At 68.3% G+C, this 18989-nt stretch carries 17 protein-coding genes; 9 read left to right on the top strand and 8 right to left on the bottom strand.

All coding sequences use genetic code 11. From position 1 onward, the window contains the following. Positions 1-99: 99 nt before the first annotated feature. On the bottom strand, positions 100-1029 hold the full coding sequence (locus AB0P11_RS07755; RefSeq protein WP_363521038.1) for a phosphate/phosphite/phosphonate ABC transporter substrate-binding protein: 930 nt from the start codon (positions 1027-1029) through the stop codon (positions 100-102). A gap of 170 nt (positions 1030-1199) precedes the next feature. On the opposite strand from AB0P11_RS07755, the gene AB0P11_RS07750 reads away from it, so the two are divergent. Further along, positions 1200-1943 (top strand): GntR family transcriptional regulator, encoded by a 744-nt coding sequence (locus tag AB0P11_RS07750; protein ID WP_363521035.1) that lies wholly within the window; start codon positions 1200-1202, stop codon positions 1941-1943. A gap of 316 nt (positions 1944-2259) precedes the next feature. Here AB0P11_RS07750 and AB0P11_RS07745 read toward each other — a convergent pair whose 3' ends face one another. Continuing rightward, positions 2260-3402 carry a histidine kinase gene (locus AB0P11_RS07745; RefSeq protein WP_187250275.1) on the bottom strand — a complete coding sequence of 381 codons (1143 nt, stop codon included), beginning with the start codon at positions 3400-3402 and terminating at the stop codon, positions 2260-2262. Positions 3403-3628: 226 nt separating this feature from the next. On the opposite strand from AB0P11_RS07745, the gene AB0P11_RS07740 reads away from it, so the two are divergent. Then, a complete protein-coding gene (locus tag AB0P11_RS07740) occupies positions 3629-4282 on the top strand; it encodes a response regulator transcription factor (RefSeq protein ID WP_222839407.1) in 654 nt (217 codons plus the stop codon). A 245-nt stretch (positions 4283-4527) separates the two neighbouring features. Here the strand turns inward: AB0P11_RS07740 and AB0P11_RS07735 are convergent, their stop codons facing one another. From AB0P11_RS07735 to AB0P11_RS07725, 3 genes are all read right to left on the bottom strand, one after another. After that, entirely contained in the window at positions 4528-6048 is a 1521-nt protein-coding gene (locus AB0P11_RS07735; RefSeq protein ID WP_363521032.1) for a DUF222 domain-containing protein, read from the bottom strand. A 379-nt stretch (positions 6049-6427) separates the two neighbouring features. Then, positions 6428-6829 carry a GNAT family N-acetyltransferase gene (locus tag AB0P11_RS07730; protein ID WP_261987849.1) on the bottom strand — a complete coding sequence of 134 codons (402 nt, stop codon included), beginning with the start codon at positions 6827-6829 and terminating at the stop codon, positions 6428-6430. 148 nt (positions 6830-6977) lie between these two features. Further along, positions 6978-7841, bottom strand: coding sequence for an EamA family transporter (locus AB0P11_RS07725; protein WP_072591732.1), 864 nt, complete (start codon positions 7839-7841; stop codon positions 6978-6980). A gap of 262 nt (positions 7842-8103) precedes the next feature. Here AB0P11_RS07725 and AB0P11_RS07720 point away from each other — a divergent pair, with 262 nt between their 5' ends. Genes AB0P11_RS07720 through AB0P11_RS07710 form a run of 3 tightly spaced genes read left to right on the top strand, consistent with a single transcriptional unit; the run spans position 8104 to position 11427 of the window. Next, positions 8104-9387 carry a M18 family aminopeptidase gene (locus AB0P11_RS07720; protein WP_363521028.1) on the top strand — a complete coding sequence of 428 codons (1284 nt, stop codon included), beginning with the start codon at positions 8104-8106 and terminating at the stop codon, positions 9385-9387. Between the two features lie 46 nt (positions 9388-9433). After that, on the top strand, positions 9434-10879 hold the full coding sequence (locus AB0P11_RS07715; protein ID WP_363521025.1) for a cytosine permease: 1446 nt from the start codon (positions 9434-9436) through the stop codon (positions 10877-10879). Beyond that, the gene (locus AB0P11_RS07710; protein ID WP_363521022.1) at positions 10876-11427 is read left to right on the top strand and encodes an isochorismatase family protein; all 552 of its coding nucleotides are present in this window, start codon (positions 10876-10878) and stop codon (positions 11425-11427) included. The genes AB0P11_RS07715 and AB0P11_RS07710 overlap by 4 nt, the downstream gene beginning before the upstream one ends. Here the strand turns inward: AB0P11_RS07710 and AB0P11_RS07705 are convergent. Then, the gene (locus tag AB0P11_RS07705; protein WP_363521019.1) at positions 11424-12134 is read right to left on the bottom strand and encodes an MBL fold metallo-hydrolase; all 711 of its coding nucleotides are present in this window, start codon (positions 12132-12134) and stop codon (positions 11424-11426) included. The two genes, AB0P11_RS07710 and AB0P11_RS07705, sit on opposite strands and share 4 nt — an antisense overlap. 82 nt (positions 12135-12216) lie before the next feature. Here AB0P11_RS07705 and AB0P11_RS07700 point away from each other — a divergent pair, with 82 nt between their 5' ends. Both AB0P11_RS07700 and AB0P11_RS07695 read left to right on the top strand, forming a co-directional pair. Beyond that, positions 12217-12741, top strand: coding sequence for a TetR-like C-terminal domain-containing protein (locus AB0P11_RS07700; protein ID WP_053097597.1), 525 nt, complete (start codon positions 12217-12219; stop codon positions 12739-12741). Between the two features lie 108 nt (positions 12742-12849). Continuing rightward, positions 12850-13905 (top strand): alpha/beta hydrolase, encoded by a 1056-nt coding sequence (locus tag AB0P11_RS07695; RefSeq protein ID WP_363521015.1) that lies wholly within the window; start codon positions 12850-12852, stop codon positions 13903-13905. 42 nt (positions 13906-13947) lie between these two features. On the opposite strand, the gene AB0P11_RS07690 is transcribed toward AB0P11_RS07695, so the two are convergent. After that, complete coding sequence (locus AB0P11_RS07690; protein ID WP_053097599.1) at positions 13948-15321, bottom strand: aminotransferase class V-fold PLP-dependent enzyme; 1374 nt, start codon at positions 15319-15321, stop codon at positions 13948-13950. Positions 15322-15330: 9 nt separating this feature from the next. Continuing rightward, positions 15331-16047, bottom strand: coding sequence for a TetR/AcrR family transcriptional regulator (locus AB0P11_RS07685; RefSeq protein ID WP_363521012.1), 717 nt, complete (start codon positions 16045-16047; stop codon positions 15331-15333). Between the two features lie 91 nt (positions 16048-16138). Here AB0P11_RS07685 and AB0P11_RS07680 point away from each other — a divergent pair, with 91 nt between their 5' ends. Both AB0P11_RS07680 and AB0P11_RS07675 read left to right on the top strand, forming a co-directional pair. Continuing rightward, a complete protein-coding gene (locus AB0P11_RS07680) occupies positions 16139-17179 on the top strand; it encodes an agmatine deiminase family protein (protein WP_285364664.1) in 1041 nt (346 codons plus the stop codon). Further along, positions 17176-18891 carry an amidase gene (locus tag AB0P11_RS07675; RefSeq protein ID WP_363521009.1) on the top strand — a complete coding sequence of 572 codons (1716 nt, stop codon included), beginning with the start codon at positions 17176-17178 and terminating at the stop codon, positions 18889-18891. The genes AB0P11_RS07680 and AB0P11_RS07675 overlap by 4 nt, the downstream gene beginning before the upstream one ends. Positions 18892-18989: the final 98 nt, after the last annotated feature.

Genomic DNA, 18989 nt, shown 5'->3' with positions numbered 1-18989 from the left:
TGGTTCTTGCGGGTGAGCGCCCCGCGCTCCGCTGCCCCGGGGTGGGAGCACACTACGGAACGGGGGCGCTCGGCTGACGCTGCGGTCAGCGATCGGGCGTCAGCCCTGGCACTGCTCCGCTTCGGTCTCCTTGCAGATGTCGCGGATCAGGTCGTAGTACGCGTCGTCGACGGGCTTGGTGGCGTAGAACACGCTGCGGAACGCATCAGTGTCCGCGCCCTCGATGCCGGCGGCGATGATGTCGTCGATCGTGATCTCGGAGAGTCCGTCGATGAGCTCCTGCGCGACGTCGTCCGGCAGAGTCGACGAGTAGACGAGCGGCGCTCCGGGGACCATGGTCTCGTCGATGACCTTGACGGTATCCGACTTCTCGACCTCGGAGTCCTCGGCGAATCCGACCTCGCACTCGACGCCTTCGCCGACCTTCTGCACGCTCACGTCATGCTTGCCCGCGAAGACGGGCGTGATGTCGGTCTTGGGGTCGATGCCCGCCTCGAGCAGGTTGTAGGAGGGGAAGAGGTATCCCGACGTCGACGAGGGATCGACGAAGCAGACCTTCTTGCCGGCGAAGTCCTCGATGCTCGAGATGTCGCTGTCGGCAGGCACGATGGCCTGGGAGTAGTACCCGGGCTCCTGGCCCTCCTCGGTCACGATCGAGGAGATCGGGGTGAGCTTCGCGCCGTTGTTCGTGGCGGTGACGTAGGTGAAACCGGAGAACGAGGCGACATCGACCTTGCCGGCGACGGCTGCCTCGATGAGCGCCGCGTAGTCGGTGGACTCGTGGTACTCCACCGTCTTGCCGGTGATCTCGGCGATGTAGTCCATGAGCGGCTGGTAGTTCGTCTCGGTGTCGACCGAGTCGGGCACGACGCCGAAGACGAGCGTGTTCTCGTCGACGGCGAATCCGCCGTCGACCGATGATGCGTCGGCACCGGACGCGCCGGTGGCCTCTGCGGAGCCGGAGCAGGCGGCGAGGCCGAGCGCGAGGATCGCGGCGCCGGCGAGCACGGGGAGAGCGCGGAGCTTCATGAGGACCTTTCGGAGTGGGAGGGGTGATCCACGAGCCACTCTGACAGGGCAACAGCCAAGATATGTACCTAACTTGGAAGAGTTCAAGGTCCGTTCACCCGGTCTTTCCTCGGATGAACATCGAGGGAACGCGCAACCGTTCCACCTCGATAGCGAAGTAGTATGCCTATGTGGCCGAAGCTGTATACACCCAGATCGCAGACGACCTCCGCGCGCAGATCGCGGCGGGCACCCTGCGCCCCGGCGACGACGTGCCGACCGAGGCGGAGCTCGCCGACCGGTGGCGCACCTCGCGGGGTCCGATCAGGAACGCTCTCGCCGCCCTGCGCGGAGAGGGCCTGATCGAGACGGGGCGGGGACGCCCCGCGCGGGTCGTGTCGCGCAAGGCCAGCCAGGCGGTCGATGTGTCGGTGCCGTTCACTCGCTGGGCCCGCGATCTCGGGGTGACTCCGGGCGCGCAGACGCAGGAGTTGAGCCTTCGCAGGGCCGGTGACCGCGCAGAACTGCTCGGAGTGTCGCCCGACGACACGATCGTCAGCGTCGTGCGACTGCGCCTGCTCGACGGCAGGCCGACGATGCTCGAGCGGCTCTTCTACACCGAGGCAGTAGGACGACGACTGCTCGACGTCGACACGGACGAGGTCTCGATCACGGAGTACCTCGGGTCGGTGGGACACCCGATCGTCGGGCTCGAGCACCAGATCGACGCCGTCGCCGCCGACGAGCAGGATGCCGCCCTGCTGCGCGTGCCGCAGGGAACGCCGATCCTTCGACTCAGCCGCATCTCCCGTGATGCGAGCGGGCGCATCTTCGAGGCGTCCGAAGATCGCTACCTCAGCGAGGTGGTGCGGTTCACGGTCGCGGCGTCGGGGATCTCGACGGACGGGCACTACATGCGTGCAGTGGGCGGCTGAGAGCCGGCCAGTCGATCGGCATCGATTCCTCGAGGTGACTCGTCGGAGGAAGCCGATCGCGAGCGCGATGGGGATCAGATTCCAAAGACCGCGCTCGCGATCACAGCGCTGGGGATGCGCTATTTCTGGGGTATACCCAATGTAAGCGCCCGGCTACACCATGGAACACGGTCTATAGTCGAGATCTACCCTGGACTTTCGTCTAGGTTTCACGTCGAAAACCCCGGAATTCCGCGGATCTGGCTCCCAGCGTACCGGAATACCGGTACGCAATCCCCTGCCATTTTCAAGCCGGGATGCTGGGATGCCGGAGGCGTCAGACGATCGGCAGCAGCGCCGAGACGACCCAGCGGCCGTCGACTTCGCCGGCGCTGAATTCGCCGCTGGCACCGAGAACCCGTTCGGCCATGCGGCCGATGCCCGTGCGGCTCGAGGAGAGCTCGCGACGCGGCGTGATGGAGAGCGGACTGCTCACCGCCATCTTCGCGGCGTCGTCGTCGATGTCGAATCGGATCTCGACTTCGCCCGCGCCGGCGTACTTGAGGACGTTGGTGGCGGACTCTCGCATGATGCGCGCGAGGATGATCTCGGCGGCCCGCGGGACGCGCTCATCGGAAGGGTCGCCGATGACGGCCACGGCATGGCCGGCGGCTTCGAACTCCTGCGCGGCCTCCTCGACGGAGGCCACCAGATCACCGGAGGGCATTCCCTCGGAGCGGGGTCCGTCGTCTGCGAGGTCGATCACGAAGCGGAGGTCGGTCATCGCCTTGCGTGCGGCGATGCGAATCGCCTCCTGCGAATCTCTGCTCGTGCGATCGTCGTCGAGCATCTGCACGTGCAGCGCCACCACGGTGAGGTGGTGCGCGATGCTGTCGTGCAGCTCGCCGGCGATCCAGCGCCGCTCAGCGAGTACTGCCTGGCGTTCCTGCTCGGCCTTCTCGGCCAGTTGCATCTCTAGCGTCCGCCCTCGAGCGAATGCCAGGCGAAGCGCATAGCCGACGGCTCCGGATACTGCGGCGCCGACCAGGAAGATGCCGATGTTGAACGCATCCGTCGAATCGCCCATGGCGACCAACGCGGATGCGACGAGGAAGACTCCGACATAGGACAGGACCAGTGAGGTCCACCCCAGGCGCACGATCAAGCCGGCCGCGAAAGCGGCGACGGTCAGCACCTGGGCTTCGATGCCGGGGATGAAGGATAGGGCGAACACGACGCCGAGGGCGTATGTCGCGATGAGTGGCGACCAGAGGAAGAGGCCGAGGACTGCAGTGGATGCGATCCCGATTGCCGCTGTCAGAGGTTCCAGCCCCGGAGGGAGGAACAGTCCGACGATGTCGAAGATGACGATGGTCCCGACGACCGCCAAAACGGCGATGCGTTCTATCGTGCTGAGCTTCTCGCCCCTGCCGAGTCGGGTGACGTCAGAGCGGTCACCCGTCGAAAGACTTGAAGCCATACTTCAGTATCTCCTTTTCGCCATATAGATTAGCGGTAGAAGCCGAAGAAGTGACCAACCTGGTTCCAGAAAGACATATACGTTCACCTCCTTTATTGCACTTTTGACTAGCGATGTACTCATCTTCTCGGTGATCTGCGAGCGGCACATCTGTCTCACGGCTACACCTCGATAGCCAAAGGTCTAATACCTCGCGCCGCAGGTAGACCCCGGTTAGGCTTCCTCCATGTCCCAAATCCGCGTCGTGATCGTCGATGACGATCCCCTGGTGCGCTCAGCGCTCTCTCACTTCGTCTCCCGCGACCCGGAGATCACGGTGATCGCCGAGGCGGAGTCCGGGCTCGAGGGCATCGAGGTCGTGGAACGCGAGCGCCCCGACGTGGTGATGATGGACGTGCAGATGCCGGAGATGAACGGCATCGAGGCGACGGCGGTGATCAGCGAACGCTGGCCTGAGATCAAGATCCTCGCCGTCACCACGCTGGACGGCAGCGATACCGTGCTTCCGATGCTCAGCGCAGGTGCGTCGGGCTATCTGCTGAAGGACTCGAGCGCGGCGAGCATTCTCGAAGGTGTGCGAGAGGTGTACAGCGGAGCGAGCTCGCTGTCGCCGCGGATCGCGTCGCTGCTGATCAAGCACGTGCGGGATACGGAGCCCGTCGGCGGCGACGACACCCTGGAGGCGCTCACGGATCGCGAGCAGGAGGTGCTGCAGCGACTCGCGCAGGGGATGTCCAACGCCGAGATCGCGCGCACACTGATCGTGTCGGAGGGAACCGTGAAGGCCCACCTCGGCCGCATCATGTCGAAGTGGCACGTGCGCGATCGCGTGCAGATCCTCGTCACGGCAGCGCACGCCGGGCTGGTCGACTTCCGCTGAAGCGGGCAGCTGACCGGCGAGACCGCTGACCGGCGGGACCCCTGACCGGCGGGACCGCTGACCGGCGAGACCGCTGACCGGCGGGATCATTGGAGTGAGACTGTTGAGGCGCGTCCATTGAGCCGGGCACGGCGAGACGAGCCCGTTGAGCCGGGCACTGTGAGTCCGGCCCGCTGGGGCTGGCTCGCTGAGTCTGGCCGGCTGTTCGGGATCAGCAGCACTTGCCGTGAGGATGCCGCCGCGTATCACCCGGTTCGAACGAGGCACCTTCGGTCACGGTCCGCGGGGAGGCTGTGTTGTGGGGTGCGCCAGCGTTGGTCGGGGTCCCACCAGTTCGGTCCACGGACTTCGGGGAGCCCGTTGTTCATACGGATCTCCCACTGCGAGGTGCCCAGGGATCGGTGGTGCCACCAGCACAGCGGCACACCGTTGTCGGTATGGGTCGGCCCACCGCGGGCGTGTTCGGTGACGTGATGGATCTCGCACCAGGATGCGGGCACGTGACACCCGGGGATGAGGCATTCCTTGTCGCGGGCGATGATCGCCCGGCGTTGATGCACGGTGAACACGCGGTCGGTGGTGCTGATCCCGATGATGCGCCCCTCGTCCAGGAGCACCCGCTGGATCGCCCCCGCACATGCGGTCTGCGCCGCGACGGACACAGGCACATGCGCACCGGATCCGGGGATCGTCGCCCACCCGCCATTGCCCGCACCACCACCCGCGCCGGCGATGCCCGCACCGAAGGCAGAACCTTCCGCATGGTGGGCGAGGTCTGTCGCGTCGACGGTGACGACGAGCACCGGGGATGCACCACCGAGCGTGGGCATGTCCTTGTGACGGGCGGCTATCGCGAGAGCGGCGGCGAGAGCATCGTGGCGTTTCTGCGACGCCGTGCGATCATCGAGCACGCTGCGCTCATCCACATTGAACGGATCAACACCCGGGTCAGCACCGGTGTCTGTGTCTGTGTCTGTGTCTGTGTGACCGGTGTCACCGCTGGGGGTGAAGAACACTCCCGGCATGGGCGGGCCGTCACCCTTCGGGTTCAGCATCGCGTCCAGGATCAGCTGCAACTGGGCCGCGGCATCCGGAGTCAGATGTCCCCGGATCGCATGCATCCCGTCCGTGAGACGACCGATCGTGATCCCGCGCTTGCGCCGCGCGTCCTCATCCTTCGGCTCCTCCCCGTCCGGGTCGAACATCGAGGCGAGATCCTCCGCAAGAGATTTCAAATCCTGCACCGTCGGCGCCGGACCAGAATCCGCGCCCCCGCCGATCCCGTGCCCGCGGGCGCACCCCGCCAACGCCACATCCGCCGCCAACCGCTGATCCACGCTCAATCGGTCCCACACCCGCTCGATCGGGCCCGTCGCCGCCAGAAACCCCGTGACACCCACCACACCATCCAACAAGGCCACGCGCATCTCCGACCACCGCGCCGGCATCCGCTCCCCCGCCAGACTCACCGGCCGGCGCACCAGATCGACGACCCTGTCGACCCGGGACGCACCCCGCACATCCACGCCGACCATCCGCTGCACCAGCTCGTTCACCCCGCGACACCCTGCCGCATGCGGAAACCCCGCAGGATCCCCGGTCGCCACGGTCTCCACGATCACCGCCTCGGCCCGCCGGAACACGGCCCCCACCGCCTGCAGCACCGCGACACGCTCCGCATCGCTCAACCCCGCCAACGCGTCATCACACAGCACCGCATCAAGGTCAGTGACGACCCGACCCAGACGCTCCACGATGCTGTTCATACCCTCGAGTCAACACGGGGCCACCGACATCCGACCCCCGAAACCAGTCCGATTTATCCCAGATCACAGCACGTATTCCAATCTCCCGGAATGCCGCACAACGCAGGCACAAGAGGAGCGGAGAGACCAGTCAACGAGGGCAGAAGAGACAAGAGGAGCGAGAAACGAGGAACGAGACACGAGGAACGAGGAACGAGGAACGAGACACGAGGAACGAGACACGAGACACGAGAAACGAGGAACGAGGAACGAGGAACGAGACACGAGACACGAGACACGAGGAACGAGACACGAGGAACGAGAAACGAGGAACGAGGAACAAGGACCCAGACACGAGGAACGAGACCCCGCCACGAAGCACCCGTCACGGGGCACCCGATCAGCGCCGGAGCGGCTCGGCCTTCATGAAGACGTCGACCGCGTCTTCGCTCTCGAGTTCGAAGCCGTGCCTCTCGTACAGCCGTCGCGCCGGACTGCCCTGCAGCACATTGAGGCGGAACGGCCGGTCATCGCCCGCATGACGCGTCTCCAAGGCGTCCGCCAGCACCGCGGAGCCGAGGCCGCGGCCCTGCTGAGCGGGATCGAGGTAGAAGTGCTCGATCCACACCGCGTCGCTCTCGGGCCTCACCGCGATGAGGCCCACGTCCTGCCCGGCAACCACGATCACTCGCGTGTTCTGCGGGACGAACCCATCGAGGAACCGCTGCCGCACACGCACCGGGTCGAAGCGTCCGAGACGCTCCAGATCGGCGCGCATGACGATCGCTCGCAGCTCCGACATCCAGTGCGCATCCGACCGACTGCTCTCTCGAAGACTCCACCCGGCGCACACAGCATCCATACAATCACGCAGGCCACGCACCCGGAGCGACCACGACCACGACCACGACCACGACCACGACCACAGAACCACCGCCGCAGAACCACCGCTACAGCGCGAGCAGCACGATCCCGCCCGCGACGACCGCGGACGCGGCGAGACGCCATCCGGGCCTGCTCTCCTTCAGGGCGAAGACACCGAACAGGCTGACCAGCACGACGCTGACCTCGCGCAGCGGCGCGACCAGTGCGACCGGAGCGATCTGGATGGCCGTGAGCACCAGGATGTACGAGAGCGGCGACAGGATGCTGAACGCCACGATGCGCTTCCACTGCGTGCGGCCGAGCGCGCGAACGGCCGCCCATCGGCCTCGGACGCCGAGCGAGTAGAACGGGATCTCGAGCAGCATCGTCCCCACCATGAAGGCGACGGGCGAGAGGTTCCACGTGCGCACGGCGTTGGCGTCCCAGATCGTGTAGACCGCGATCGCGACGCCGGTGAGCAGACCGAACACGAGCCCGGGATCCAGGCGACGCGACCGGTCGGCGCGTCCTCGGTCGACGAGACCGATCGCGACGACTCCGAGGATGATCGCCGCGACGCCGGCGAGCGCGAGGGCCGACGGACGTTCCCCGAGCACCAGCACGGCGACGATCACAGAGAGGAACGGCCCGGTGCCCCGAGCCGTCGCGTAGACGGTCGAGAGGTTGCCTTCGCGATATCCGCGTTGCAGCACCGCCATGTAGGCGACGTGCAGCACACCGGAGACTCCGACGCCGAGCAGGAACGCCAGCACGTCGTCGGTGCCGAGCCCGCCGGTGAACGGCACGACCCCGATCCAGACGGCGGTTCCTCCCACGGCCCCCCACCAGAGGAACGGCGTCCCTGCGCGGCTCACGCCGTGGGCGATGATGTTCCAGGCGGCGTGCGTGACGGCTGCGGCGAGGACGAGAGCGAAGGCGAGAGCGGACACCAGAGACCCTTCCGTTCTTCGCGGGCGCGACGAACAGGGTCCTCCGGGCTTTTGTCCTGTCAGATGACGGCGCTCCTGCGGAGGAGCACCGTGGCGCCGCTCGGACCAGACGGGACGAACCCCGGAACCCTAGGCGCTATCGAGATCGACCGTACCGGCCGATGGTGACGAGAAGGTGAACGACCGCCATCCGACCGTCGCGGAAATCGCGCATCGAGTCGCCGATTACGATCGAAGGACCGCCCCTCCAGGAAGGTCGCTCATGCCCGTCACCCCGGACGCTCTCGCCCACGCCGAGGATCTCGCCGACTTCGTCGCCGCCTCGCCCTCGAGCTATCACGCCGCCGCCGAGGTGGCCAGGCGCCTCGCGGATGCCGGTTTCACGCGGCTCGAAGAGGATCAGGCCTGGGATGTCGCCCCCGGCGGACGCTATGTCGTCGTACGAGACGGTGCCGCGATCGCGTGGACGGTTCCGGGGGACGCCACCGCGACCACGCCCGCTCACATCCTGGGTGCTCACACCGACTCCCCCGGCTTCAAGCTCAAGCCGCAGCCGACGACCGGTTCGAGGGGCTGGCTGCAGGCGGCCGTCGAGGTGTACGGCGGTCCGCTGCTGAGCTCGTGGCTCGACCGCGAGCTGCGTCTCGCCGGACGGCTGGCCCTCGCCGACGGACGCGTGGTGCTCGCCGACACGGGAGCGCTGCTGCGGCTTCCCCAGCTCGCGATCCACCTCGACCGCGAGGCGAACACGGGCCTCGCGCTCGACAAGCAGTCCCAGACGCAGCCGGTCTGGGGCCTCGGCGACCCGACCCAGGAGGACATCCTGGCCGAGCTCGCCGGTTCGGCCGGCGTCTCGGCATCCGACATCCGCGGTTACGACGTCGTGATCGCCGACACGGCGCGCGGCGCGATCTTCGGCAAGGACCGCGCGTTCTTCGCTTCCGGCCGACTCGACGACCTCGCCTCGGTGCACGCCGGCGTCGTCGCGCTCGAGAAGATCGATACGGCAGTCAGCGGACCGATCGCGATCCTCGCGGCGTTCGACCATGAGGAACTGGGCTCCAACTCCCGCTCCGGCGCGGGCGGCCCCCTGCTCGAAGACATCCTCGGCCGCGTCTACGACGCGCTCGGCGCCGACGCCTCCGAGCGTCGACGCGCGTTCTCCGCGTCGTGGTGCCTGTCGAGCGACGTGGGCCACTCGGTGCACCCGAACTACGTGCACAAGCACGACCCCGTCGTGCAGCCGGTGCTCGGCTCGGGACCGATCCTCAAGCTCAACGCCAACCAGCGCTATGCGACGGATGCCGTCGGCTCCGCCGCCTGGCGCGGCTGGTGCGAGACCGCCGACGTGGTCACGCAGGAGTTCGTGTCGAACAACAACGTGCCGTGCGGCTCGACGATCGGCCCGATCACGGCCACGCGTCTCGGCATCCGCACGGTCGACGTCGGCATCCCGATCCTGTCGATGCACTCGGCGCGCGAGCTCGCCGGCGTCTCGGACCTGCACGACCTCACCCGCGTCGCCGGAGCTTTCTTCGCCGGCTGAGCCCTGACGACGCCCTCGCGGCCCTGCGCAGTGCCAGGATGATGGCATGACGGACATCAAGCCTGCTCTCATCGAGCGCGCGGGCATCGAGATCATCCCCGAATCCGAGCGCACCGCGAAGCCGAGTGACCTCTTCTGGCCGTGGTTCGCGGCGAACGTGTCGGTGTTCGGCATGTCGTACGGCTCGTTCGTGCTGGGCTTCGGTATCTCGTTCTGGCAGGCGACCCTCGTGTCGATCATCGGCATCGTCGTGTCGTTCCTGCTGTGCGGACTGATCGCGATCGCCGGCAAGCGCGGTTCGGCGCCCACCATGGTGCTGTCCCGTGCGGCGTTCGGCGTGCAGGGGCAGAAGGTTCCGGGCATCGTCTCGTGGCTGACGTCGATCGGCTGGGAGACGTTCCTCGCGATCATGGCCGTGCTCGCCACGGCCACCGTCATCACGCAGCTCGGCGGTGACGGCGACAGCATCGCGCTGAAGATCACCGCCACCGTGATCGTCGCCGCGCTCATCGTCGCGGCATCCGTGCTCGGCTATCACACGATCATGAAGCTGCAGTCGGTGCTCACCTGGGTCACCGGCATCGTGACGGTGCTCTACATCGTCCTCGCCGCTCCGAGCATCGACATGGCGGCCGTCCTCGCGCGTCCGGACGGCGGGATCGGACAGGTCACCGGCGCACTCGTCATGGTCATGACCGGCTTCGGCCTCGGCTGGATCAACATCGCCGCCGACTGGTCGCGGTACCAGAAGCGCACGGCATCCGACGGGGCGATCGTCCTGTGGAACACGATCGGCGGCTCGGTGGCTCCCGTGATCCTCGTCATCTTCGGTCTGCTGCTCGCCGGATCCGACGACGAGCTCAGCGCGGCGATCGCCGCCGACCCGATCGGCGCGCTCGCGACGATCCTGCCCATCTGGGTGCTCGTTCCGTTCCTGCTCACCGCCGTGCTGGCGCTCGTCTCCGGCGCGGTGCTGGGCATCTACTCCTCGGGCCTCACGCTGCTGAGCCTCGGCATCCGCATCCCCCGCCCGTCCGCGGCGGCGATCGACGGCGTGATCCTCACGATCGGCACGATCTACGTGGTGTTCTTCGCGACCGACTTCCTCGGTCCGTTCCAGAGCTTCCTCATCACGCTGGGCGTGCCGCTGGCGTCATGGGCCGGCATCCTGATCGCCGACATCCTGCGCCGCAAGAAGGACTACGACGACGAGGCGCTCTTCGACAGCCGCGGCCGCTACGGCGCGTGGGACTGGGTCTCGATCGGCACCATGGTGATCGCGAGCGTGATCGGCTGGGGCTTCGTGCTCAACGGATTCGCGGATGCGGCGCCGTGGAACAACTGGCAGGGCTACCTGCTCGGCCTCGTCGGGGGTATCGACGGCGACTGGGCCTATGCCAACCTCGGGGTCTTCTTCGCCCTCGTGCTGTCGTTCGTCGTGACCTGGTTCGCCCGGGCCGGAAAGATCCGCGCGCAGGAGGCTTCGGCGTGAGCGACGGTCCCTGGCTGATCGTGATCGATCCTCAGCAGATCTTCGCGTCGCCCGGATCTGCGTGGGGATCGCCGTTCTTCGCCGACACGATGCCGCGCATTCGCGAGCTGGCCACGACTTTCGGCGACCGCGTGATCGTCACGCGCTGGATGCCGACGGCAGACCGCTCGACCTCGTGGGGCGCCTACTTCGCCGCGTGGCCGTTCGCCGACCAGCCGCCGACGGATCCGCTGTTCGACCTCGTCCCCGACGCGGCCGGGCTGTCGCCGCATCCGACTCTCGACCTGCCGACCTTCGGCAAGTGGGGCGCAGAGATCGAGGCGGTCGTCGGCCGAGGGGCGGACGTCGTGCTGACGGGTGTCGCGACCGACTGCTGCGTCATCTCGACCGCACTGGCCGCAGCGGATGCCGGAGCGCACGTCACCGTGGTCGGCGATGCCTGCGCGGGATCGACGGCGGAGAATCATGCGGCCGCGATGCAGGTGATGGGTCTCTACCCGCCGCAGATCACGATCAGCGACACCGCCTCCGTGTTGTCGGGGCTCTAGCTCTCCGCGCGCACCGCGGCCGCGATGTCGGCGGGCGACCCCCGCCACGGAGCTCCGTGCCCGGGCAGCACCCATGATGCCGACACGGCAGCCAGCCTGTCGAGAGACGCGATGGCCTCGGTCGGCTCATCCGTGAACGGCGCGGGCTGAGGACCGACCTGCCCCGTCAGCACATGGCGCGTGGTGAGGGCGTCGCCGACGAACACCGCGTCCGCTGCGGGAATGTGCACCGCGATGCTGCCCGGCGAGTGTCCCGGCATCCCGATGATGACCGGAGATCCCGGCAGGTCGAGCACCTCGCCGTCGGCGACCGTCATGACGTCGGTGACATGGCGCGTGCGCAGCCCGTTCTTGCGCACGCCGTAGGCGAGAAAGCCGAGCAGTGGACCGACGCGAGCGGGTCCCATCGGGGTCTTCGGCTTCTCACCCGTGCGCACGCGGTGCGCGTCGGCGCTGTGGATGAAGATCGGCACGTCTGCTTCGCTGCGCAGCCGCTCGGCGAACCCGATGTGGTCGCTGTCGCCGTGGGTCAGGACGAGACCCCGGATGTCGGAGAGCGGGCGCCCCAGTTCTGCGAGGGTGCGCTGCAGATCGTTCCAGTGGCCGGGCAGCCCGGCGTCGACGAGCGTGATCCCCTCGGGCAGATCGATGAGGTATGACGCGACGATGTCGTTGCCGAGTCGATGCAGGTGCGGTGCGAGCTTCATGGCCGTTCCCTTCGCGGTGGCTTATGATGGCTAGACTACGTAGCTATCATAGCTAATGTCAATAGCCATGAAGGAGACCCGGATGCCGACCCCCGAACGAACCTCGCTGGCGGCCATCATCGACGCCGGTCGCGACATCCTCGAATCCGCCGGACCCGCGGGACTCACCATGCAGGCGGTCGCCGAGCGAGTGGGCGTCCGCGCACCTTCCCTCTACAAGCGGATCCGCGATCGTGACGCTCTGCTCTCCGCAGTGGCGGAGGCCTCGGCCGACGCGCTGACGGTCAGGCTCGACGCCGCAGGCGACGAGCTCCCCCTCCTCGCCTCCGCCTACCGCACCTTCGCGCACGAACGCCCGCACGCGTTCCGCCTGCTGTTCACCGCCTCCGCGCCCGAAGACGCCCTGCACCGGACGTCTGTTCCGGTGCTGCGCTCATGCGCCGCTCTCGTCGGGCCGGATCGGGCGCTCGATGCGGCCCGGCTCTTCACCTCCTGGGCGACCGGGTTCCTGCAGATGGAACTCGCCGGAGCCTTCCGTCTGGGCGGCGACGTCGACGAGGCGTTCGACTACGCGGTGGAGCGCATACTCGCGGGACTGACCGCCTGAGAGGTCGGAGCACCCCGCTCGGTGGCCTGCCGATCTCGCCGCTCGGCGAGCGGCTGCGCCGAAGAGCAACCGGAATACTGCCAAGATGATGCGCGGAGAGGGGTTTCCATGACCGCGAGCGCGCACGACGACGGATCCGTCCACCCGACGAAGGGTCGTCGCCCCTGGCATCGCACGAAGGTGGCCGCCGGAATCGTGCTGATCGTCGTCGCCGTGGTGGCGATCATCGGCGCGCTCACCCCCTGGCCGTCCGCGATGGCCATCCGCGCGGTGTTCACCCGGGGCGGCGACGAGACTGCCGCCGAGATGGACAAGCACGTGCCCGACACCGAACTCACCGAGAAGCTCGATCTCGCGTATGCGGACGGCGGCGCCGACACCACGATGGACGTCTTCACACCGGCCTCCGCCACGGGCCCGCTTCCGACCGTCGTCTGGATTCACGGCGGCGCCTGGATCTCGGGATCGAAGGAGAACGTCGATCCGTACATGCGGATCCTCGCTGCGGAGGGCTACACGACCATCGCCGTGAACTACACCATCGGACCCGAAGGGGTGTATCCGCTCGCCGTGCACCAGCTCAACGACGCGCTCGCGTACATCGACGCGCACGCCGACGAGCTGGGCGTCGACCCGACCCAGATCGTGCTCGCGGGCGACTCCGCCGGAGGTCAGCTGGCCAGTCAGATGGCGACGCTCATCACGAGCCCCGACTACGCCGAGATCCTGGACGTCACCCCGGCGCTCGAGGCCGAGCAGGTGGTGGCGACCGTGCTGAACTGCGGCGTCTACGACCTGGCCGCACTCGCGACGCTCGACGGCATCGCCGGTTGGGGGCTGAAGACCTCGATGTGGGCGTACTCAGGCACCAAGACCTGGGCCGAGGACTCGACCGGTGCCACGATGTCGACGATCGACTGGGTCACCGAGGACTTCCCGACGACCTACATCTCGGGCGGCAACGGCGACGGTCTCACCTGGCTGCAGTCGATCCCCATGGCCCAGCGGCTCGACGCGCTCGGCGTCGACGTGACGACCCTCTTCTGGCCCGCGCCGCACGAGCCGCAGCTGCCCCACGAATACCAGTTCCATCTCGACATGCCGGATGCGCAGACGGCCCTGCAGAAGACCATCGACTTCCTGGACGCGCACACCACCCGCTGACGGGGGCAGAGTCGGCGTGGGCCGTCTTTCGTGTCCCGCTGCCTACTTCATCGTGTCGAGGATGCCGACGAGGTCGTCGAACGTGGTGAGCGGATTGAGGATCGCGAAGCGGGTGTTCGGGCGGCCCCCGTGCGAGCTCGGCACGACGAACGCACGCTGCGAGTCGAGGAGCTCGTCGGACCACCGGTCGTAGTCGCCGCGTTCCCAGCCCTCGCGTTCGAAGACGACGACCGACAGCTGCGGGTCGCGCACGAGACGGAGCTCGGGCCGCGCGGCTATCTCGGCGGCGATCCGCTGCGTCAGAGCGAGCGTCGCGCTCACGGCCTCGCGATAGGCCGTCACCCCGTAGGTCGCGAGCGAGAACCAGAGCGGCAACCCCCGGGGGCGCCGGGTGAGCTGGATCGAGTAGTCCGACGGGCTGAAGTCGCCCGCGTCGGTGAGCGTGTCGAGGTATTCGGCGTGCTGGGTGTGCGCGCGACGACCCGCATCGGGGTCGCGGTAGATCAGCGCGCAGCAGTCGAAGGGCGCGAACAGCCACTTGTGCGGATCGACGATCACCGAGTCGGCTCGCTCCACCCCGGCGAAGACACCCCGGGCTTCGGGGGCGAGCATGGCGGTCAGCCCATACGCGCCGTCGATGTGCAGCCAGAAGTCGAACTCGTCCTTCAGCGCGGCGATGCCGGCGATGTCGTCGACGATGCCGAAGTTGGTCGAGCCGCCGGTGGCGACCACAGCGCAGATCTCGTCGCCGTGCTCGGCGAGTGCGTCTCGCACCGCGTCCGCCCTCAGCACGCCGTCGTCTCCGGCCGGCACGAGCAGCACGTCGGCGTCCATGACCTTCGCCGCCGACTTGTTCGAGGAGTGCGCCTCGACGCTGCACACGATCTTCCAGCGACGAGGCAGCTCCTTGCCCGCGTCGAGCAGCTTCGCCTTCGCCGCCTCGCGCGCCGCGACGAGTGCCGACAGGTTGCCGATCGTGCCACCCTGCACGAACACCCCGCCCGCGGTGTCGGGAAGGCCGAACTCGGAGGCGAGGAACGACAGCACCTCGTTCTCGGCGTGCACGGCTCCTGCACCCTCGAGCCAGCTGCCGCCATAGAGGCCGGATGCCGAGACCACGAGGTCGAACGCGATCGACGCGATGGTCGGCGCCGTCGGGATGAACGACAGATACGCCGGGTGGCTCGTCGTCAGGCAGGCGGGAGCGAGGATGTGCTCGAACACGCTGAGCGCCCGCTGCGATCCGAGACCCGCATCGGTGATCGTCGTGCCGACCAGACGGTCGAGCTCGGCGGGCGACTGGGGCTTGTCGAGCGGCACATCGGCCGCGAGCATCCGCCGGCGCGAGTAGTCGAGCACTGCATCGACGATCGCCGTCGATTCGGCCGAGGCCGCGTGCATGCGTTCTGCTCCCATGAGCTGTCCTTACCTGAGGGTTTCTGCGGGCTGTGCGGGCTGTGCGGGCTGTGCTGCCCGTCGTGCTGCGCCGGGCTCGAGATCGTCCGACACCGGAACGGAGGGCTCCGGCACGTCCGTCACGGGGACATCGAGCACGGCGGAGAGGGTGCGGCGAGCGAGTGCCGCCCGATCGCGCGGCGCCCAGTGCACCAGCGAGTGGGCGCTCATCCCGTCGACCATGGCGAGCAGCATCCACGCCGACGAATCGGGATCGACCCGCACTGCCGGATCTTCGGCGATCGCCCGGGCGATGAGGTCTTCGAGGGCGCTGTGCCAGAGGTCCATCTCGGTGCGCACCCGGGTGCCGAGCGCCTCGTTGCGGGCTCCGAGCGCCCACGACTGGACCCACACCATCGCCACGTCGTCGCGCGAGTCGTCGAGCAGCGTCTCGATGAGACGCAGCAGATTCGTGCGCAGGTCGACAGTCGGGTCGTAGGAGGAGATGACCTCTTCGCGCTCGGCCGCGACGATCGTCGTGAAGACCTCGGCGACGAACGACTCCATCACGGGCCGGTAGTGGGCGACGAGAGCGGGAGTGACGCCGACCCGCGCAGCGACGGCGCGCACGGTGAGGGCCTCGAGGCCGCTCTCCGAGGCGAGCGATACGGCGCCGTCGAGGATCGAGCGTTCGCGCTCCTCCGGCGGCAGCCTGCGCGGTGCGGCGGCTCTTGACGTGGTCTTCATCACGGGTTACCGTATCACTCGTTGATCGCGTGTTCAATAGCGACGGCGACTCTCGTTGCCGAGGTCGTGATCAGCAGCGAGGGAGACAACCATGGCCTGGCACATGCCCGCCGAGACCGCACCGCACGACCGCACCTGGATGGCGTTCCCCGCCGAGGGGCCGACGCTCGGCGAGACGGCGGCCGAGCGCGACGAGGGCTACGAGACCTGGACCGCCGTCGCCCATGCGGTCGCCGAGTTCGAGCCGGTCACGATGATCGTCGACCCGGCGGAGATCGCCCGCGCCCGGCGGATGCTCAGCGGTGCCATCGACATCGTCGAGGCGCCGGTCGACGAGTTCTGGATGCGCGACTCCGGGCCGACGTTCGTCATCGACGACGAGCGACCCGGCGTGCTCGGCGCGGTGGACTGGATCTTCAACGGGTGGGGCGCACCGGCCTGGGCGCAGTGGCAGAAGGCGGCGCAGCACGCGCGCATCATCGCCGGGGCCGTCGACGCCGAGCTCGTGAGCTCGACCCTCGTCAACGAGGGCGGCGGAATCCACGTCGACGGCGAGGGCACCGTGCTGCTCACCGAGACCGTGCAGCTCGATCCGCGCCGCAACCCCTACGCCGACAAGGCCCGCGTCGAGGCCGAGATGGCCCGCACTCTCGGCACCTCGAAGGCCGTGTGGCTGCCCCGGGGCCTCACCCGCGACTACGACGACTTCGGCACGAACGGCCACGTCGACATCGTGGCGACGATCGTCTCCCCCGGTCGGCTGCTGCTGCACGATCAGCAGGATCCCGCGCACCCCGACCACGAGGTCACCCGCGAGCTGCGCGCGCACCTCGGCGATCAGACCGATGCCGCCGGTCGCCGCTTCGAGATCGTCGACCTGCCCGCGCCCGCGACCCTGCGCGACGGCGAGGGGTTCGTGGACTGGAGCTACGTCAACCATCTGGTCACCAACGACGGCGTCGTCGCGTGCGGGTTCGGCGACGAGAAGGCGGATGCCGCCGCGAGGGCCATCCTCGCCGACGTCTATCCCGGCCGCCGGGTCGTCACCGTCGACGCGCGCCCGCTGTTCGACCGCGGCGGCGGCATCCACTGCATCACCCAGCAGCAGCCGAGTGTGGGGGTGTCCGCATGATCGACGTGGTCGAGGCGTCGATCGCCGACCTGCGGCGAGCGCTGGAGACGGGCGCTGCCACCTCCGTCGAACTGGTCGACGCCTACCTCGCGCGCATCGCCGCCTACGACGGCCTCGATACGGACACGGCTCTGAACGCGATCGTCGTCGCGAATCCCGAGGCGCGCACGGAGGCCGAGACATCGGACGCGAGACGTGCCCGTGGCGAGACGCGGGGGCCGCTCGACGGCATCCCGTACACGGCGAAAGACAGTTATCTCGTGCGAGGGCTCACGGCGGCCGCCGGCAGCCCCGCCTTCGCCGACCTCGTCGCGCAGCGCGACGCGTTCACGATCGAGCGTCTGCGGTCGGGAGGCGCGATCTGCCTCGGGCTGACCAACATGCCGCCGATGGCGAACGGCGGCATGCAGCGCGGCGTCTACGGCCGCGCCGAGAGCCCCTACAACGCCGACTTCCTCACCGCGCCCTTCGCCTCCGGGTCGTCGAACGGCTCGGGCACGGCGACGGCTGCCAGCTTCGGCGCGTTCGGTCTGGGCGAGGAGACCTGGTCGAGCGGTCGCGGCCCGGCCACGAACAACGCCCTGTGCGCCTACACGCCCTCACGAGGCGTCATCTCGACGCGGGGCAACTGGCCGCTCGTGCCGACGATGGATGTCGTCGTGCCGCACACCCGCACCATGGCCGATCTTCTCGAGGTGCTCGATGTGATCGTCGCCGACGACACCGAGGTCCGCGGCGATTTCTGGCGCGCACAGCCGTGGGTGTCACTGCCGCAGTCCTCCGAGGTCCGCCCCGCGTCGTACCGCGCGCTCTCCACCGATGCGGCGGCAGCTCTCGACGGCGCTCGCATCGGAATCCCGCGCATGTACATCAACGCCGACTCCGACGCGGGCACCGCCGACGATGCGAGCATCGGCGGCCCGACCGGCCGGCGCATCGCGACGCGTCCGTCCGTGATCGACCAGTGGCAGGCGGCCCGACGGAGCCTCGAGGCGGCCGGCGCGACGGTCGTCGACGTGGACTTCCCGGTGGTGTCGAACTACGAGGGCGATCGACCCGGCGCCCCGACCATCGCCACCCGCGGGCTCGTCACGCCGGAGTACCTGCACCGCGAGATCGTCGACCTGTCGGCCTGGGCCTGGGAGGATTTCCTGCAGGCGAACGGCGACCCGCGGCTGCACACTCTCGCGGAGGTCGACGGGGCATCGATCTTCCCCCACCCTGAGGGTGCGCTGCCCGACCGCTACACCGGCTTCGACGACGACATCGCCGAGTACCCGGAATGGGTGCGCGAGAACCCCGGCGTCGGATTCGAGGACATGCCCGAGCTGCCGGACGGCCTCCGCGGACTCGAGGAGACCCGCCGGGTCGACCTCGAGCAGTGGATGGACGAGCTCGAGCTCGACGCGGTCGTCTTCCCCGCGGTGGCCGACGTCGGGCCGGCTGACATGGATGTGAACGAGTCATCCGCCGACCTCGGCTGGCGCAACGGCACCTGGATCGCGAACGGCAACCTGACCATCCGTCATCTCGGCATTCCGACCGTGACGGTGCCGATGGGTCTGATGGCCGACATCGGCATGCCGATCGGCCTGACGCTCGCCGGCCGCGCCTACGACGACTCGTCGCTGCTGCGACTCGCGGCCGGGTTCGAAGCCGTCGGCGCACCCGGCGAGCGGCGTACTCCCCCGCTGCGCACGCCGCGCCTCTGACCTCGGCGGAAGCCGATCCCACCGCGCGACATTTCACTATTGTGACGCTCGCCACGATTGTTATATGTTTTTCCTGTCCGTCACGACAGGAAGCGACC

This window comes from Microbacterium sp. NPDC079176 (assembly GCF_040686675.1).
GTDB lineage: Bacteria > Actinomycetota > Actinomycetes > Actinomycetales > Microbacteriaceae > Microbacterium.
The sequence above is the reverse complement of the archived record's forward strand: the minus strand, read 5'-3'. Positions and strand labels throughout refer to the sequence as shown.

Excerpts from the sequence above, each read along its gene's own strand:
- AB0P11_RS07755 (WP_363521038.1), bottom strand. The coding sequence starts at position 1,029 with ATGAAGCTCCGCGCTCTCCCCGTGCTCGCCGGCGCCGCGATCCTCGCG.
- AB0P11_RS07745 (WP_187250275.1), bottom strand. The coding sequence starts at position 3,402 with ATGGCTTCAAGTCTTTCGACGGGTGACCGCTCTGACGTCACCCGACTC.
- AB0P11_RS07740 (WP_222839407.1), top strand. The coding sequence starts at position 3,629 with ATGTCCCAAATCCGCGTCGTGATCGTCGATGACGATCCCCTGGTGCGC.
- AB0P11_RS07735 (WP_363521032.1), bottom strand. The coding sequence starts at position 6,048 with ATGAACAGCATCGTGGAGCGTCTGGGTCGGGTCGTCACTGACCTTGAT.
- AB0P11_RS07730 (WP_261987849.1), bottom strand. The coding sequence starts at position 6,829 with ATGTCGGAGCTGCGAGCGATCGTCATGCGCGCCGATCTGGAGCGTCTC.
- AB0P11_RS07720 (WP_363521028.1), top strand. The coding sequence starts at position 8,104 with ATGCCCGTCACCCCGGACGCTCTCGCCCACGCCGAGGATCTCGCCGAC.
- AB0P11_RS07715 (WP_363521025.1), top strand. The coding sequence starts at position 9,434 with ATGACGGACATCAAGCCTGCTCTCATCGAGCGCGCGGGCATCGAGATC.
- AB0P11_RS07705 (WP_363521019.1), bottom strand. The coding sequence starts at position 12,134 with ATGAAGCTCGCACCGCACCTGCATCGACTCGGCAACGACATCGTCGCG.
- AB0P11_RS07700 (WP_053097597.1), top strand. The coding sequence starts at position 12,217 with ATGCCGACCCCCGAACGAACCTCGCTGGCGGCCATCATCGACGCCGGT.
- AB0P11_RS07695 (WP_363521015.1), top strand. The coding sequence starts at position 12,850 with ATGACCGCGAGCGCGCACGACGACGGATCCGTCCACCCGACGAAGGGT.
- AB0P11_RS07690 (WP_053097599.1), bottom strand. The coding sequence starts at position 15,321 with ATGGGAGCAGAACGCATGCACGCGGCCTCGGCCGAATCGACGGCGATC.
- AB0P11_RS07685 (WP_363521012.1), bottom strand. The coding sequence starts at position 16,047 with ATGAAGACCACGTCAAGAGCCGCCGCACCGCGCAGGCTGCCGCCGGAG.
- AB0P11_RS07680 (WP_285364664.1), top strand. The coding sequence starts at position 16,139 with ATGGCCTGGCACATGCCCGCCGAGACCGCACCGCACGACCGCACCTGG.
- AB0P11_RS07675 (WP_363521009.1), top strand. The coding sequence starts at position 17,176 with ATGATCGACGTGGTCGAGGCGTCGATCGCCGACCTGCGGCGAGCGCTG.